Annotated in this window: 16 protein-coding genes and 1 tRNA gene; 13 read left to right on the top strand and 4 right to left on the bottom strand. The window is 59.1% G+C overall.

The annotated features are described in order from the left end of the window. Positions 1-102 precede the first annotated feature (102 nt). The 4 genes from BLW21_RS15115 to BLW21_RS15130 all read left to right on the top strand — a co-directional run bounded on the left by BLW21_RS15115 (position 103) and on the right by BLW21_RS15130 (position 2,906). Complete coding sequence (locus BLW21_RS15115) at positions 103-687, top strand: thermonuclease family protein (protein ID WP_245711916.1); 585 nt, start codon at positions 103-105, stop codon at positions 685-687. 51 nt (positions 688-738) lie between these two features. Beyond that, positions 739-1,374: a DUF6266 family protein gene (locus tag BLW21_RS15120; RefSeq protein WP_245711917.1), complete on the top strand. Its 636-nt coding sequence runs from the start codon at positions 739-741 to the stop codon at positions 1,372-1,374. Between the two features lie 178 nt (positions 1,375-1,552). After that, a complete protein-coding gene (locus tag BLW21_RS21570; protein WP_175470992.1) occupies positions 1,553-2,200 on the top strand; it encodes a hypothetical protein in 648 nt (215 codons plus the stop codon). A 295-nt stretch (positions 2,201-2,495) separates the two neighbouring features. Beyond that, on the top strand, positions 2,496-2,906 hold the full coding sequence (locus BLW21_RS15130; protein WP_139255237.1) for a hypothetical protein: 411 nt from the start codon (positions 2,496-2,498) through the stop codon (positions 2,904-2,906). 200 nt (positions 2,907-3,106) lie between these two features. On the opposite strand, the gene BLW21_RS15135 is transcribed toward BLW21_RS15130, so the two are convergent. Continuing rightward, a complete protein-coding gene (locus BLW21_RS15135) occupies positions 3,107-3,394 on the bottom strand; it encodes a hypothetical protein (protein WP_092741540.1) in 288 nt (95 codons plus the stop codon). A gap of 332 nt (positions 3,395-3,726) precedes the next feature. Here BLW21_RS15135 and BLW21_RS15140 point away from each other — a divergent pair, with 332 nt between their 5' ends. Further along, a complete protein-coding gene (locus tag BLW21_RS15140; protein WP_092741542.1) occupies positions 3,727-4,665 on the top strand; it encodes a transposase in 939 nt (312 codons plus the stop codon). Positions 4,666-4,743: 78 nt separating this feature from the next. After that, on the top strand, positions 4,744-5,034 hold the full coding sequence (locus BLW21_RS15145) for a hypothetical protein (RefSeq protein ID WP_092741544.1): 291 nt from the start codon (positions 4,744-4,746) through the stop codon (positions 5,032-5,034). A gap of 127 nt (positions 5,035-5,161) precedes the next feature. Here the strand turns inward: BLW21_RS15145 and BLW21_RS15150 are convergent, their stop codons facing one another. Continuing rightward, the gene (locus BLW21_RS15150; RefSeq protein ID WP_092741546.1) at positions 5,162-5,602 is read right to left on the bottom strand and encodes a hypothetical protein; all 441 of its coding nucleotides are present in this window, start codon (positions 5,600-5,602) and stop codon (positions 5,162-5,164) included. Between the two features lie 190 nt (positions 5,603-5,792). Between BLW21_RS15150 and BLW21_RS15155 the strand changes: the two genes are divergently transcribed. Beyond that, entirely contained in the window at positions 5,793-6,194 is a 402-nt protein-coding gene (locus BLW21_RS15155) for a transposase (protein WP_092741548.1), read from the top strand. On the opposite strand, the gene BLW21_RS15160 is transcribed toward BLW21_RS15155, so the two are convergent. Together BLW21_RS15160 and BLW21_RS15165 are read right to left on the bottom strand one after the other, a co-directional pair. Next, positions 6,178-6,855 (bottom strand): hypothetical protein, encoded by a 678-nt coding sequence (locus tag BLW21_RS15160; protein WP_092741550.1) that lies wholly within the window; start codon positions 6,853-6,855, stop codon positions 6,178-6,180. The genes BLW21_RS15155 and BLW21_RS15160 overlap by 17 nt on opposite strands. Before the next feature lie 81 nt (positions 6,856-6,936). Continuing rightward, positions 6,937-7,010: transfer RNA gene (locus BLW21_RS15165), tRNA-Met, on the bottom strand. A gap of 135 nt (positions 7,011-7,145) precedes the next feature. Here BLW21_RS15165 and BLW21_RS15170 point away from each other — a divergent pair. The 6 genes from BLW21_RS15170 to trxB all read left to right on the top strand — a co-directional run bounded on the left by BLW21_RS15170 (position 7,146) and on the right by trxB (position 14,011). After that, positions 7,146-7,559: an START-like domain-containing protein gene (locus tag BLW21_RS15170; RefSeq protein ID WP_092741552.1), complete on the top strand. Its 414-nt coding sequence runs from the start codon at positions 7,146-7,148 to the stop codon at positions 7,557-7,559. A 114-nt stretch (positions 7,560-7,673) separates the two neighbouring features. Next, entirely contained in the window at positions 7,674-9,107 is a 1,434-nt protein-coding gene (locus tag BLW21_RS15175; RefSeq protein ID WP_092741554.1) for an LptF/LptG family permease, read from the top strand. A 151-nt stretch (positions 9,108-9,258) separates the two neighbouring features. Beyond that, complete coding sequence (gene rpsO / locus BLW21_RS15180) at positions 9,259-9,534, top strand: 30S ribosomal protein S15 (RefSeq protein WP_088464477.1); 276 nt, start codon at positions 9,259-9,261, stop codon at positions 9,532-9,534. Positions 9,535-9,728: 194 nt separating this feature from the next. Further along, positions 9,729-11,888 (top strand): polyribonucleotide nucleotidyltransferase, encoded by a 2,160-nt coding sequence (gene pnp, locus BLW21_RS15185; protein WP_092741556.1) that lies wholly within the window; start codon positions 9,729-9,731, stop codon positions 11,886-11,888. 144 nt (positions 11,889-12,032) lie between these two features. Continuing rightward, complete coding sequence (locus tag BLW21_RS15190) at positions 12,033-12,896, top strand: sigma-70 family RNA polymerase sigma factor (protein WP_092741558.1); 864 nt, start codon at positions 12,033-12,035, stop codon at positions 12,894-12,896. 170 nt (positions 12,897-13,066) lie between these two features. Next, the gene (gene trxB, locus BLW21_RS15195; RefSeq protein WP_092741560.1) at positions 13,067-14,011 is read left to right on the top strand and encodes a thioredoxin-disulfide reductase; all 945 of its coding nucleotides are present in this window, start codon (positions 13,067-13,069) and stop codon (positions 14,009-14,011) included. The last annotated feature ends 96 nt before the right edge of the window (positions 14,012-14,107 follow it).

The raw sequence follows: 14,107 nt of genomic DNA on the forward strand, positions 1-14,107 counted from the left end.
CAAGTCGCCAAAAGCCTACTTCCTTACATATTACACTATTATTGATAAATGATATAAAACTTTACTATGTTTGTTTCTATGAAGTACACTTACCTCCTCCTAATGCTATCCTGCTCAACGCTGATCCGGGTTGAGGGGCAGACGGTGCGAGCCTCGCGGGCTTTGCGACCAAGCGTGGTTGCGCCAGTGGTTTTGGGGCCGACCGGTTTCTGGCAACTGATGCGCGTCCGGCGGGTGGTGGACGCTGATACCTACGAGGTGGATTCGCCCATGGGGGCCGTGGCCCGCGTGCGGCTGCTGGGGGTAGATGCTCCTGAAAGCAGCCAGCCCTACGGCCGGCAGGCGATGGAGCAGGTGGCGGCCCTGGTGCAGGGCCGGCTGGTGTGGGTGCGGCTATTGGGCGGGGATGCATACGGGCGCAACCTGGTGGCCGTGAAGCTGCGGCCCGCGGCTTTCGAGACGCGGCCGGCCGTGGCGCTGGATAGCCTACTGGTAGTGCGGGGTTGGGCCTGGGCCTACGACCCCGGGCATGTGGTGGCCGGCCGGGCTGCCGAGCAGCAGCAGGCCCAGGCGGCGCGGCGCGGGCTCTGGAAGTGCGGCCTGGCCGCCCCGGTTCGGCCGGGGGTGTGGCGGGCCTTCAACAAGCAAGAAAAAGCGCGGGCCTGGGTTGGCTGCCCTGGGTTTTAGCGCGATTAGTCAGCCAGTTTTTTTTCTCTCACTCTTTTTCTCTTTTCACTTATGGCACGAATTCGTAGTCTGCTCGGCGACATTGAAGGGTCGGCAGGGCAAATCACGTTCACCAAGCAAAACGGGGTGAACATTCTTCGGCAGAAAGTAGGGCCCAACAGCAGCAACACGCCGGCCCAGCAGAACACGCGTAGCCGCTTCAAGCGGCTAGCCGAGCTGTTCCGTGCGCTGAGCATTCCGGTGCGCAAGGGCCTGAAGCCCCAGGGCGGGGTATCGGCCTACAACCGCTTCGTGCAGCAGAACTTCGCCAACACGCAGGCCGACGCGCTGGGCGTGGCCTCGGTGGACTACGCGAAGCTGGTGCTCTCGGGCGGAAGCGTGGAGCCGCTGGCCCGCGTGACGGCCGCACTGGACGCGGTGGCCGGCAAGGTCACGGTGAGCTTCTTCGACAACAGCAACGGCAACGTGGCCCTAGATACCGACGGGGTGAAGGCCCTGGTGGTGAACAAGGCCACTGGCCGGGTGGTGTCGGCCGCCGATGAGGACGCAACCCGGGCCGATGGCAGCATCGACATCGAGGACGACGCGCTGCTGGGCGTGCCGGCCGCCGATTTGATGGTGCTGGCCTTCGCCTACCGGGCCGATGGCTCGGATGCCTCATCCACCAGCCAGGCGCAGGTCGCCTAGCGGTACTTGTGCAACGCCGCCCCGGTCTGCTTCTGTCTGGCCGGGGTGGTTTTGCATTTAGGCCAGTCGGGGGCGGTGGGAGCTAGCTAAGAGCTTCCTAGGAGCAACCTACCAGGAGCCCCAACCGCCTGGCACCGGCAGTTTATTGCATTTTTCCACGTCAACTTCTGCTTCTATTATGCCTGCAAAAACCGCTTATCAGAAACAAGCCAACAAGCGCACGAAGGATGCGCTGCGGCTCCGGGCCCGCTTTGATGCCCGCGTCCGCAAGGCCGCTACCCAACTTATTGCCGCCCTGGGCGGGGCCGACGACGCCCGCGCCCGGCTGAACTGGGTGAACCTACTCTACGGGGTGGATATTTCGACCGAAACGCTACTGGTTCATGACCTGCGCACGGCGGGCCTGGGCGGCCAGCTCGGCGGGCTGCTGGGCCAGAGTGAGCCGGGCGAGGAGCTGCAGCTTTTCAACCCCACGGTGAATGCCAATGATGGCCTGGTGTTGGGCCTGGAGCAACTGTTCGGGGAGTTGGGTGCGGGCCCTACCCCGACGCCCACTCCGACGCCGACCCCGACGTATGGCAAGACCCTGCTTGGACCCAACAACTCGACTGATGAGGTTACGATGGCCGCTCAGGCCGGGGACTCCTTTTCTTACAACCCGATGAGCACCGGCGGTTCGGCTCCGGCCACTATGGACCTATACCGAAATGGTCAGCAGCTGGCCAGTGTAACCTACTTCGACCGCTACAATGGGCAGCCTTTCCGGTTCGCTAATCAGCTCGGCGCGTTCAGTGGGGTGTTTTCCTCGGGCAGCGTCAGTCTGTAGCTGGTAGCGTAGCACTTGCTTGGCCGGCGCTGGTGGATGCCGGGGCCGGCCATTTTCTGTTCACTTATTATTCTTCTTCCCATGTCACAAATAGATAAGTCGCTCTCGGGCTTCCTGTATAATGGCCCTGACCTGGCGCTGGCGGCGGCCTCGTTCAAGAACAACATTGGCACGCTGTACGGCTTCAATGATGCCGGGAATGGCTACGTGTCGTATCGGCCGACCAGTAATTTCAATTCGCTCTCGACGCTGAGGCAAAACGGCTCCTACATTCTGTCAGCCGCAGCGGTGGGCTTTGAGCTGCCGGGGGGCTACGCTGGCCGTTGCGTCTGCCCCTGCCGACCCCTCGGAGCCAATCAGTGGGTTTGCGGTAACCGGGACAGCCCGGGCGGGTCAGACGATTACCAACCCCGACGTTGGTTGGGCGGGGATGGTGGACTTCATGGCGCAGCCCGCGCTGGCCGGCAACGCCGAGTTTTCCATCGGAATCAACATAGAGCAGACCACGAACGGCTATTCGGACAGTAACGGCCTACAGCTGCACGTGGTGCGCAACGGGATACTGGTGGCCACGGTGGGCGTTCAGTCCGTCGTTTTTGGGATGCCTTACCTTATCTCGGATGACTCCGGGGTTACTGTGTACGGGTATTTTCCGGCCGACAACAACGCCATCATCAGCTACGAGGTGCCGGTTGTGGATTCATAACCTAGCGGTTTTCATAACTTAGAAGTAATTGAGAAAGAGCCCGGCCTTGCATAAGGTCGGGCTCTTTGCATGCTGGGCGTGTCGTGCCTAGTGGTGTCAGTTGGGGCGGTACTTCCGGGGAATGGGGCGCTAGTAGCGAGCCAGCGTCCAGTGGATGAGCTGACCTTCGAAGACCGAGCCGTAGTGGTCATGAAACCATTTCAGCAGCATTTCTGAGTTAGGAAGCCATCGTGCTGGGCCAGCTGGTCTAATTCGACCCCGAGGATGGGGCGCTCGTCGATGAACAGGTGCTGGCCGTTGTGGATGCGCAGGTGCTGGGTGCTGCTTACCACGGCGTCAGGGTGAAAGGTTCGTCCGGTGGCCTGGTCCTCGTTGAGGCTGAAGTTGATGAGCTGGCCGGCCTGCCAGCGGTGGCCCCGGCGGATAGTGTGAATCTTGGTGCCGGCCTGAATCTGGGGCACAAATGCGGAGTCGAATCCGAGTATCATACAAGTGGTTGATGATGGCTCCCCACGGCACTCTGGCTGCTTCGATACCCGTTTTTGAAGGCGCCTTCCTCCCGCTTAAGCACTGACTTTAAACCTACTGTGGAGATGCATTTTCACTGCTCCGGGTTGAATCGAGCGGAGCCCACACAAAAGTCAGCGAATGTCGGTACTTACCGACCGTCACATGCCACATCCACAGGGCTAGATGCAGACACTGCGTGGAAACTGCCACTGAAGCTGTTTAGAAAGTAGGCACTGGTCGATAGAAACGCAAAAGACTCCCACAATACGGGCGAAATTTGGGGTGCGAGCCACCTTGTTTCACCTGCTTCATGGAAGTCCTGCCCAAAGATATTATCCGCACTTGGATTCTGCCCCATATGCCCCAGTCCACTAGGGGTCGTCCCAGTCGGGTGGACCCGGTTGAGTTGCTTGAAGCGTTGCTCTACAAACTAAAAACGGGCTGCCAGTGGCGCTATTTGCCGGTGAAACAGATCTTTACCGGCGCGACGCTAACCTGGCAAGGCGTGTATGCGCGGTTTAATACGTGGCGCAAAGATGGCTCGTGGAAAGCCATGTGGCTGAACGTATTAAAGGCGAACAAACACCTGCTTGATTGTTCCAGCGTGCAACTCGATGGCAGCCATACGCCGGCTAAAAACGGGGGCGCTGCCGTGGGCTATCAGGCCCGCCAAAAGGCCCGCACCACCACCGCCCTGTTCCTGGCCGACAATCAAGGCCAGCCCCTGGCCTGTGCCACCCCGCAGGCCGGCAACCACCACGACAGCTACCACTTGGCGGCCTTATTCGAGGAGCTGTGCGTCTTGCTCGAAGTGGCCGGCATTGCGGTAGCCGGACTGTTTTTAAACGCCGATAGGGCCTTTGATACCACCGAGTTGCGCCAAGCCTGTGTGGAGGAGCTGAAGGTGGCGTGCCAGGAGCAGGAGCAGCAGGCGGCGGCGCTGGCGGTGAAGGTGGACGACTACCATATATCGGCCGTGGCGCGGGAAGGCAAGCTGCGCGAGGAAATGAAACTGCAGGCCGAGCAGGTGCGCAACGAGGGCCTGCAGCAGCGGGCCGAGCTGCGGCGGGAAATGACCGACCTGGTGCTCAAGCTGACTGAGCGGCTGGCCCACATCGACAAGACCATGGCCCTGGTAGAAGAACGCACCAAGGTGCTGACCGAGGCCAGCAAGGAGCAGGATTCGCGCAACAAGTGGGCGGACCGGATTCTGGCCCGGCTGGATGGAAGTGATGGGGCAATTAGGTGAGAAGGTAATGGGGTCGGTGGGAGTTGCCCCGCTCCTATTGGCCAGCGGATTTCATACACACGACTAACAACTACCACGATGAGTCAGAAACTGACAGTGCTTAACCGGGTGACGCTGCCTACTCCCCGGTTTTTTCGGAAAGTACCCACGATTGGGGCCGCCTTGGCGGCCGTGGGTGGCATTATTGCCACGGCCCCGGTGGCGTTGCCGGCGGCGGTGGTAACGCTGGGCGGTTACCTGGTACTGGCCGGCAGCGTGGCGGCGGCGGTGTCGTCGGTGGCCGTGGACCCGGATGGAGATTTGCGGCCAGGGGCCGATGAGCCGGTGGCCGATGCGCGGGTAGAGCGGGGGGATGCGGCTTCGCTTTGAGGTTTTTCCTGCACGTTTAGAAGCGGTGGAAGCGGCGGCCGATAATGGGAACGGGTGGACTTTACAAAGGTCAGCATCGGGGCCCCTGAAACGGGCCAGCTGCGGTTCGACTCAGCGCGCTGATGGGCTACTGCACTGTGATGGCCTTGGAGGGGTCGAATACGTTGCGATACGCTCTAGGCCCTGAGCAGCGGGTGGTCGTTGGATTGCTTTTTAAGCGGTTGTCGACGCAGCAGTAGATTATTTCGGCACGCCTCTGCTCATCACTATTAGGAGTAGTATAAGAAAAACCTTTCTCTTTGTCGAAGTACCGTTTCGAACCATCGGAGAAGCTCATTTCCAGCGGCATCAAATCCGGTTTAGTATATATTCCGGTGAAGGAGTTAGGGAAGATGTAGTGCGAATAGATACTGGTATTACCATCGGCGCTAGGGTAGCTGAAGGCCAGCACATAGCCGTCGCAGTCCGGGTCGGTGCAGAAGATTTCATCCTCTTGGTTAACCCGGAACTGGATCTGGAAGAACGAAGTGGTTCCCTCCGTTTTCACCAGCCCGTACCGTATTTGCACGGCTTTATCGCTCTGGATGAAAAACCAGTTGGAGTAGGCTACCGCAGGCTGGCTTTGGGCACAAATAAGCGAGGTGTAGCGGCACCAAGCGCAGCGGCTTCAGGTCCGGTTTCGGCCTGGACTTGGCCGAGGCCGCAAAGCACGGCCAGAAGTAGTAGTACTTTCTGCATGAGTAAGAGTAGTTAAAAGGATGCCTGGCATTCGGCGCGTAAGGGCTCGAATAATTCGGGCAGGTTGGGCCGCCGGTTCCATTGACTGCGGAGGACACAAAATTGCGGTAGCCGGACTGTTTTTAAACGCCGATAGGGCCTTTGATACCACCGAGTTGCGCCAAGCCTGTGCCGCCCGTGACATCGAAGCCAACATCGCCCGCAACCGCCGCGCCACCGATTGGCAAACGGCGGACGACACGTTCTTTGACCCCCAACTCTACCGGCGGCGCGTCGTGGTCGAACACGCCAACGCCTGGCTTGACCGCTTCAAAACCTTGCTCGTGCGCTATGAAACCAGTATCGGCAACTGGCTGGCGTGGCATTGGTTGGCGTTCGTCGTCCTGTTGTTGCGAAAAATCAACCCTAAACCGACTTCCTAAACAGCTTCAAGAGTAGCTGCTCATCGCCCCGGGCCAGGATTTCGGCCGTAATGGCCTGCCGCTCGGCCTCCGTGTAGGGCACGTGGATAGGGGAGGCCTCCACCTTGCGCAGCTCGGTGGACTTGCAGGGGTTGCGGGTCAGGATTTCCTGTTTGACCAGGTAGTTGAACGAGGCGTTCAGGCTGTTGCGGTAGTTGTTGTAGGTCTTGGCCTCGATGCCGCGCTTGCTCTGCTGGTCCAGAAAATTGGTGATGTGGGCCAGGGTCAGGACCTTGAGCGGCAGGCTGCCAAACGTCGGGTACTCGCGGGCTTTGCGCAAAGCCACGTTGTAGAACTCCGTGCTCACGCCGGCCGCGGCCTTGCGCTCGGCCACCCACTCCATGGCCTCGAGCACCGTCACCTTCTTGGGGTCCAGGCCCAGGGTAACGGCGGGCGTCTCGCCGGCCGTGTAGCCCTCCTCGAGCAGCAGCCGAATTTCGGCCAGTTTCTCCTTGCACACCCGCCGCCGGTCGCGCAGCGTGGTGTACTTGTTCATGCCGGTGTACTGCTTGCGAACGAAGGCCTGCTTATCGGTATTCCAGATGCGGTAATCGATGTACCAGCGCTTGGACATATCGCCATCCGCATCGAATAACCGGGGCTCATACTCAGGCGCGTACATGGGGTTGTGATAAAGTTGTGATAAAAAGCCGCTATGAACAAAAAAACGGCCTCTCCGCAATGGAGAGGCCGTTTTTACAAGTAGCGGGAACGAGAGTTGAACTCGTGACCTCAGGGTTATGAATCCTGTGCTCTAACCAACTGAGCTATCCCGCCCTGTTTTGGTGGTGCAAAGGTAGGCACAAGATTTGAAGCTACGCAAGAGGGGAAGGAAAAAAACCCGCGTATATTGGCTGCCGGAGAAAGCGCCAGGCGCCACTTCGTTCCTAAATTCTTTACGCTGTACAGCTTATGTCTCTTTCCGCTACTCGTCAAAAACACCGTTTTTCGGTAGAACACCCCATTAATGCCTCTCCCAAGATTCTGTATCCCTACTTGGCTACGGCCTCGGGCCTCGAACAGTGGTTTTGCCAACGCGTGCAAGTGGAAAGTGGTCAGCACTTCAATTTTGTGTGGGACAACCAGCCCCACTATGCCGAAATGAGCTCCCACCGCACCAATCGTTCGGTGCGCTTCTGCTTCCTTGATGAGCGGCGCCAGCCGGTAGCCGATGCCAACTACCTGGATTTCCTTATTGAGGAGTCGCAGCTGACCCAGGAAGTGTACCTGCGCGTGGTGGACTACTCAGAGGAGACGGACGAGGAGGAACTGGAAGAAATGTGGGCCGGTTTGATGCAGAAACTGCGCGAACAGGTGGGCGGCTAGACCGGATTATCGTCCGGCAGGGGGGGAGCAGACGCGAAACGAGCCGTATCTTCGTTTCCCGTTTGCTCCCCGCTGTTTTTTTGGTCCGCCGGACCGGGGGCGGGCGGCTGTTGTATGAAAAAACTCGATAAGCTGATTTTACAGGCCTTTGCCGGGCCGTTTCTGCTCACCTTCGCGGTGGTGCAGTTCATCTTCCTGATGCAGTTCATGATGAAATACATGGACGATCTGGTGGGCAAGGACCTGGGCCTGGGCGTGATTCTCCAGCTGCTGTTTTATTTCGGGGTGCTGATTGTGCCCATTTCGCTGCCGCTGGCCGTGCTGCTGTCCTCGCTGATGACCTTTGGCACACTGGGCGAGCACCACGAGCTGACCGCCATCAAAACGGCCGGCATTTCGCTTACCCGCATTCTGCGGCCGGTGCTGGTGGTGAGCGTGCTGCTGGCCGGGGGCGCGTTCTGGTTCAATAATACCATCGTGCCGCTGGCCAACCTTGAAGCCTTCAGCCTGCTCTGGGATGTGCGCCAGCAGAAGCTGGCCCTCGACATCCGCGAAGGCGTATTCTACAACGGCATTCCCGGCTTCACGATTAAAGTAAATGAGAAGCAGGGCGAGAATGGCGACATTCTGATGGGCGTGATGATTTATGACCACACGGGCGGGCGCGGCGGCAGCACCGTAATTCTGGCCGACTCGGGGCGTATGTTCACCCGTTTTGGGGGGCAATACCTGGGCCTGGAGCTATTCCGGGGACGCTCCTACACCGAGCAGCCTAATACGCAGAGCACGGCCGGGGCCAGTTTCATCCGCCAGAACTTCGACCGCAACCTCATTACGTTCTCGCTGAAATCTTTTGGCCTCGACCGCACCCAGAAGGAGCTGTTCAATACCAACAAGATGATGCTTAACCTAGGGCAGCTCGGGCATTTTACCGACTCGCTCCAGGGGCGTCTCAACCAGGAGCATCGGCAGGTGGTACGGCAGATGACGCCCTACTACACGTACCTGCGCCTCGATACACTGGGCCAGACCGCCGACCAGCGGATTGCGAGTTGGGTAGTGCCCCCAACCCGCCTGCCGCCCGCCAGCAAAGCCACCGCCCAGCAGGCGACCAACCGCGCCCGCAATGTGCAGTCGTTTCTGACAACCACCGAGCAGCGCCTAATCAACCTGACCAAGGAAACGGCCAACTACCGCATCGAAACTTACCGCAAGTTCACCCAGTCGGCTGCCATTCTGCTCATGTTTTTGATTGGGGCGCCACTGGGAGCCATTATCAAAAAGGGCGGGCTGGGGGTGCCGATTCTGGTGTCGATTGTGTTTTTCATTATCTACTACGTATTCTCGATTATGGGCGAGAAGTACGGTCGCGAGCAGGTAATGCCCGTAGCCGTGGGCATGTGGATGTCGGCCGCTGTTCTGCTACCCATTGGCCTGTTCTTCCTCTACCAAGCCCGCCACGACTCGGGGCTGCTCGACGTGAATTGGGGCCGCTTGGTGCCCCGCTGGCTACGCTGGCCTCTGCGGGGCTATAAGAAGGCAGTATAAACGACTCTATAACTGCCCAGGCCTGCGTTATCTGCTGCCGCTACGAGAAATTAGCGCACTTGCCGCATTAAATACTTACCTTTGCGGCCACCCCGAAGTGCGGGGTGATTTTTTTCATTTTTTAATCAAAGACGGGGAAACCTATCTGCCGATGCAACTGACTACCGAAGCAAAACAGGCTATTTTCGAGAAAAACAGCCTCCAGAAAACCTCCAAAGACACCGGTTCGGCCGAGTCGCAGATTGCCCTCTTCACCCAGCGTATTCTGGACCTGACCGAGCACCTGAAGGTGAACAAGAAGGATTTCTCGACCCGTTTGGGCCTGCTCAAACTCGTAGGTAAGCGTCGCAGCATGTTGGACTACCTCATGCAGCGCGACATCAATCGCTACCGCGCCATCATCAAAGAGTTGGGCTTGCGTAAGTAATTGCCACGCCCCAGAGCAGGGAGCCTTTCGTATCGAAAGGTTCCCTGCTCTTTTTTTGCCCCAAGCCGGCCGTATCATTCTGCCGGTTTTGTTGTTTAGATTTCGATATGCTTTTCTTTTAGAGCAAAACAGAGCCGTCGAGGCTCGTTTTTTTGGCTGCTCGCCCGCTGCACGCTTTCCCTTAAAGCACCCCGATGCCCAACTACCACGCCATTACCAAGCACATCACCCTGCCCGACGGTCGGCAGATTTCCCTCGAAACCGGCAAGCTGGCCAAATTTGCCGACGGCGCCGTAGTGGTGCGCCTCGGCGACGCCATGCTGCTGGCTACGGTTGTATCGCAGCCCAGCTCGCGCGGCGAGGTGGATTTTCTGCCCCTCTCGGTTGACTACCAGGAGAAGTTCGGCGGTGCCGGCAACATTCCCGGCTCGTTCCAGCGCCGCGAAGGCCGCCTCTCGGACCACGAAATCCTGGTGTGCCGCATTGTGGACCGCATCCTGCGCCCGATGTTTCCCAAGGATTATCACTACGAGGTGCAGGTGATGATTACCCTGATTTCGGCTGATAAGACCGTCCAGCCTGATGCGCTGGCCGCCCTGGCCGCTTCGGCTGCCCTCTCGATTTCCGATATCCCGTTCGCCGGTCCTATTTCGGAGGTTCGCGTGGCCCGTATCGACGGCAAGCTGCAAATCAACCCCCTGACCGCCGACATCGCCCGCGCTGACATCGACCTGATTGTAGGTGCTACCGCTGATTCGGTGGCCATGGTGGAAGGCGAAATGGATGAAGTGAGCGAGGAGGAAATGGTGGAAGCCATTGCTTACGCTCACGAGGCCATCAAGCTGCAGGTGAAAGCCCAGCAGGAGCTGGCTGCTGAAGTGGAGAAGTCGAAGGTAAAGCGCGACTACCCTAAGTACGTTGAGAACGAGGAGCTGAAGCAGCGCGTGATGGAGGCCGTTTACCAGGGCGCCTACGACGTGGCTAAATCGGGCAACACCAGCAAGGCCGGCCGTAAGGAGGCTTTCGGCGCTATCAAGAAGCCGTTGCTGGAGAAGCTGCTCGAAGAAAACCCCGAGCTCGACCAGAAAATGTTCAGCCGCTACTACGCTTCGGCCGAAAAGAAAGGCATCCGCGACATGATGATCAAGGAGCGCACCCGCCTCGACGGCCGCGCCCTGACCCAGATTCGCCCCATCTGGAGCGAGGTGAACTACCTGCCCGGGGCCCACGGCTCGGCCTTGTTCACCCGCGGCGAAACCCAGTCGCTGACCACGGTGGCCCTCGGCACCAAGCTCGATGAGCAGATCATCGACACGGCCATGACGTCGGGCTACAGCAAGTTCATGCTGCACTACAACTTCCCGGCCTTCTCGACCGGCGAGGTGAAGCCCAACCGCGGCCCCGGCCGTCGCGAAATCGGCCACGGCAACCTGGCCCAACGCTCGCTCAAGAAGGTGATGCCTTCCGACGACGAGAACCCCTACACCGTCCGCATCGTGTCGGATATCCTGGAGTCGAACGGCTCGTCGTCGATGGCCACGGTGTGCGCCGGCTCGATGGCGCTCATGGACGCCGGCATTCCGGTGCGCGCTGCCGTTTCGGGTATCGCCATGGGCCTCGTGCAGGACAAGGAAACCGGCGAATACGCCGTGCTTTCGGACATCCTGGGTGATGAGGACCACCTCGGCGACATGGACTTCAAAGTAACCGGCACCGAGAAAGGTATCGTGGCTTGCCAGATGGACATCAAAATCCAGGGTCTGAGCGCCGAAATCATGACCGCCGCCCTGCACCAGGCCCGCGAAGGCCGCCTGCACATCCTGGGCGAAATGGCCAAGACCATTGCCACCCCCGCTGCCGAGCTGAAGCCGCATACGCCCCGCTCGCACAAGATGCTGATTGATAAGGAGTACATCGGCGCCGTAATCGGACCCGGCGGCAAAGTCATTCAGCAGATTCAGAAGGACACCAACGCTACGGTGATCATCGAGGAGAAGGACGAGAAGGGCCACGTAAGCATCTACGCTTCCAACCAGGAAGACATGCAGGCCGCCATCGACCGCATCAACGCCATTGCCGCTACGCCGGAAGTGGGCGAGACATACAAAGGCAAAGTGCGCAGCATTCAGCCCTACGGTGCCTTCGTGGAAATCATGCCGGGCAAAGACGGCCTGTTGCACATTTCGGAGGTATCGCACGAGCGGCTTGCTTCGCTTGAGGGCGTGCTGGAGGTAGGGCAGGAGATTGACGTGAAACTGCTTGATATCGACAAGAAAACCGGTAAATACCGGCTCTCGCGGAAGGTGCTCATGGCGAAGCCCGAGCGGGCTGCCGACTCCAACGGTGCTGCTTAAAACAGCCGGTACCGAACTTTAGCGGGTACCGGGCCGTTGCATTAAACTGAGCCCGGTACCCGTTGAACGGGGGGATTCGCCCGACGAATCGAAAACGACGTTAACAAGCACACGCATCACTAATTTCATTCTCTCGCGCCCGCAATGAGACAGTTAAAAATCAGCAAGCAGATTACCAACCGCGAAAGCCAGTCGCTGGATAAATACCTCCAGGAGATTGGCAAAGTGGACCTGCTGACTCCCGACGAGGAGGTAACGCTGGCGCAACGCATCCGGGAAGGCGACCAGCTGGCCCTGGAAAAGCTGACTAAAGCCAACCTTCGCTTCGTAGTATCGGTGGCCAAGCAGTACCAGAACCAGGGCCTGAGCTTGGGCGACCTGATCAACGAGGGCAACCTCGGCCTGATCAAGGCTGCCAAGCGTTTCGACGAAACCCGCGGCTTCAAATTCATTTCTTACGCCGTTTGGTGGATTCGCCAGTCGATTCTGCAGGCGTTGGCCGAGCAGTCGCGCATTGTGCGCCTGCCTTTGAACCGGGTTGGCTCGCTGAACAAAATCAGCAAGTCGTTCTCGGAGCTGGAGCAGAAATTCGAGCGCGAGCCTTCGCCCGAAGAAATTGCCGAAGTACTGGAGCTGACCACCTCCGAAGTGGTGGACACGCTCAAGATTTCGGGCCGCCACGTGTCGGTGGACGCTCCTTTCGTACAGGGTGAGGAAAACCGCCTGCTCGACGTGCTCGAAAACGAGGACGAGGAGAGTCCCGACACGGGCCTGATGAACGACTCGCTCCGCAAGGAAGTGCAGCGCGCTCTGAGCACGCTCACCAAGCGCGAAGCCGACGTTATCACCCTCTACTTTGGCCTGAACGGGGAACACTCGCTCACACTGGAGGAAATTGGCGAGAAGTTCAACCTGACCCGCGAGCGGGTTCGGCAGATCAAGGAAAAGGCCATTCGCCGCCTGCGCCATACCTCGCGCAGCAAAGCGCTGAAACCGTACCTGGGGTAGTTTTTCTACTCCACTAGCATCAAACCCTGACCCATTGGTTGGGGTTTTTTGTTGGTAGAAGCAGGTGACTTAGCCCGTCCAAAACAACCCAACCGGTCGGGCTTGTTACCTTTGTGATTCCAATCTTAACTCATCCCGGCGCGGGCCCGGCCCGCCGCCGTTACCATTGTATGGCTACTACCTCTTCAGAACACATTCACTGCCTGATTGTCGGCTCCGGCCCGGCCGGCTACACCGCCGCCATTTACGCCGCCCGCGCCGGCCTCAACCCCGTCATGTACCAGGGCCTGCAGCCCGGCGGGCAGCTCACCATCACCAACGACGTGGAGAACTTCCCTGGCTACCCCGATGGTGTAATGGGCCCCGCAATGATGGAGGACCTGAAAAAGCAGGCCGAGCGCTTCGGCACCGACATCCGCTACGGCATTGCTACGGCCGTGGACTTTGAGGCCCATCCGCGCCGCATTACCATCGACGAGAAGCTGGAACTGACGGCTGACACCGTAATTATTGCCACCGGGGCTTCGGCTAGGTGGCTGGGACTTCCCTCCGAGCAGCGCCTCAACGGCTCGGGCGTGTCGGCCTGCGCCGTGTGCGACGGGTTCTTCTATCGCGGCAAAGATGTGGCCATTGTGGGCGCCGGCGACACGGCTGCTGAAGAGGCTACGTACCTGGCAAACCTGTGCTCGAAAGTGTACATGATTGTGCGCAAGGGCGAGATGAAGGCTTCGAAAATCATGCAGAAGCGGGTGCTTGACAACCCCAAGATTGAGGTGCTCTGGCACACGGTAACCGACGAAATCCTGGGCGAGCATGTGGTAGAGGCCGTGCGGGTGAAAAACGTACTGGAGGGCACTACTCGTGAGCTGGCCATCGAAGGCTTCTTTGTCGCCATCGGCCACGATCCTAACTCTAAAATCTTCCAGCCCTACCTGCATCACGACGATCAGGGCTACCTCAAAACCCTGCCCGGCACCAGCAAAACCAACGTTGATGGCGTGTTTGCCTGCGGCGATGTACAGGACTTTACCTACCGCCAGGCCGTAACGGCCGCCGGTACCGGCTGCATGGCCGCCCTCGACGCCGAACGCTACCTGGCCGCGCTGGGCGACTAAGCGGTGGATGAGTGAATGAGTGAATGAGCGAACCGGCCGGCTATAACAGCTATACCAACCGGTTCGCTGAAGCGTTGAGTCTGCTGCATTCACTCA

The organism is Hymenobacter psychrophilus (genome assembly GCF_900107135.1).
GTDB classification, from domain to species: domain Bacteria; phylum Bacteroidota; class Bacteroidia; order Cytophagales; family Hymenobacteraceae; genus Hymenobacter; species Hymenobacter psychrophilus.

Excerpts from the sequence above, each read along its gene's own strand:
- BLW21_RS15115 (WP_245711916.1), top strand. The coding sequence starts at position 103 with ATGCTATCCTGCTCAACGCTGATCCGGGTTGAGGGGCAGACGGTGCGA.
- BLW21_RS15120 (WP_245711917.1), top strand. The coding sequence starts at position 739 with ATGGCACGAATTCGTAGTCTGCTCGGCGACATTGAAGGGTCGGCAGGG.
- BLW21_RS21570 (WP_175470992.1), top strand. The coding sequence starts at position 1,553 with ATGCCTGCAAAAACCGCTTATCAGAAACAAGCCAACAAGCGCACGAAG.
- BLW21_RS15135 (WP_092741540.1), bottom strand. The coding sequence starts at position 3,394 with ATGATACTCGGATTCGACTCCGCATTTGTGCCCCAGATTCAGGCCGGC.
- BLW21_RS15140 (WP_092741542.1), top strand. The coding sequence starts at position 3,727 with ATGGAAGTCCTGCCCAAAGATATTATCCGCACTTGGATTCTGCCCCAT.
- BLW21_RS15145 (WP_092741544.1), top strand. The coding sequence starts at position 4,744 with ATGAGTCAGAAACTGACAGTGCTTAACCGGGTGACGCTGCCTACTCCC.
- BLW21_RS15155 (WP_092741548.1), top strand. The coding sequence starts at position 5,793 with ATGCCTGGCATTCGGCGCGTAAGGGCTCGAATAATTCGGGCAGGTTGG.
- BLW21_RS15160 (WP_092741550.1), bottom strand. The coding sequence starts at position 6,855 with ATGTACGCGCCTGAGTATGAGCCCCGGTTATTCGATGCGGATGGCGAT.
- BLW21_RS15170 (WP_092741552.1), top strand. The coding sequence starts at position 7,146 with ATGTCTCTTTCCGCTACTCGTCAAAAACACCGTTTTTCGGTAGAACAC.
- BLW21_RS15175 (WP_092741554.1), top strand. The coding sequence starts at position 7,674 with ATGAAAAAACTCGATAAGCTGATTTTACAGGCCTTTGCCGGGCCGTTT.
- rpsO (WP_088464477.1), top strand. The coding sequence starts at position 9,259 with ATGCAACTGACTACCGAAGCAAAACAGGCTATTTTCGAGAAAAACAGC.
- pnp (WP_092741556.1), top strand. The coding sequence starts at position 9,729 with ATGCCCAACTACCACGCCATTACCAAGCACATCACCCTGCCCGACGGT.
- BLW21_RS15190 (WP_092741558.1), top strand. The coding sequence starts at position 12,033 with ATGAGACAGTTAAAAATCAGCAAGCAGATTACCAACCGCGAAAGCCAG.
- trxB (WP_092741560.1), top strand. The coding sequence starts at position 13,067 with ATGGCTACTACCTCTTCAGAACACATTCACTGCCTGATTGTCGGCTCC.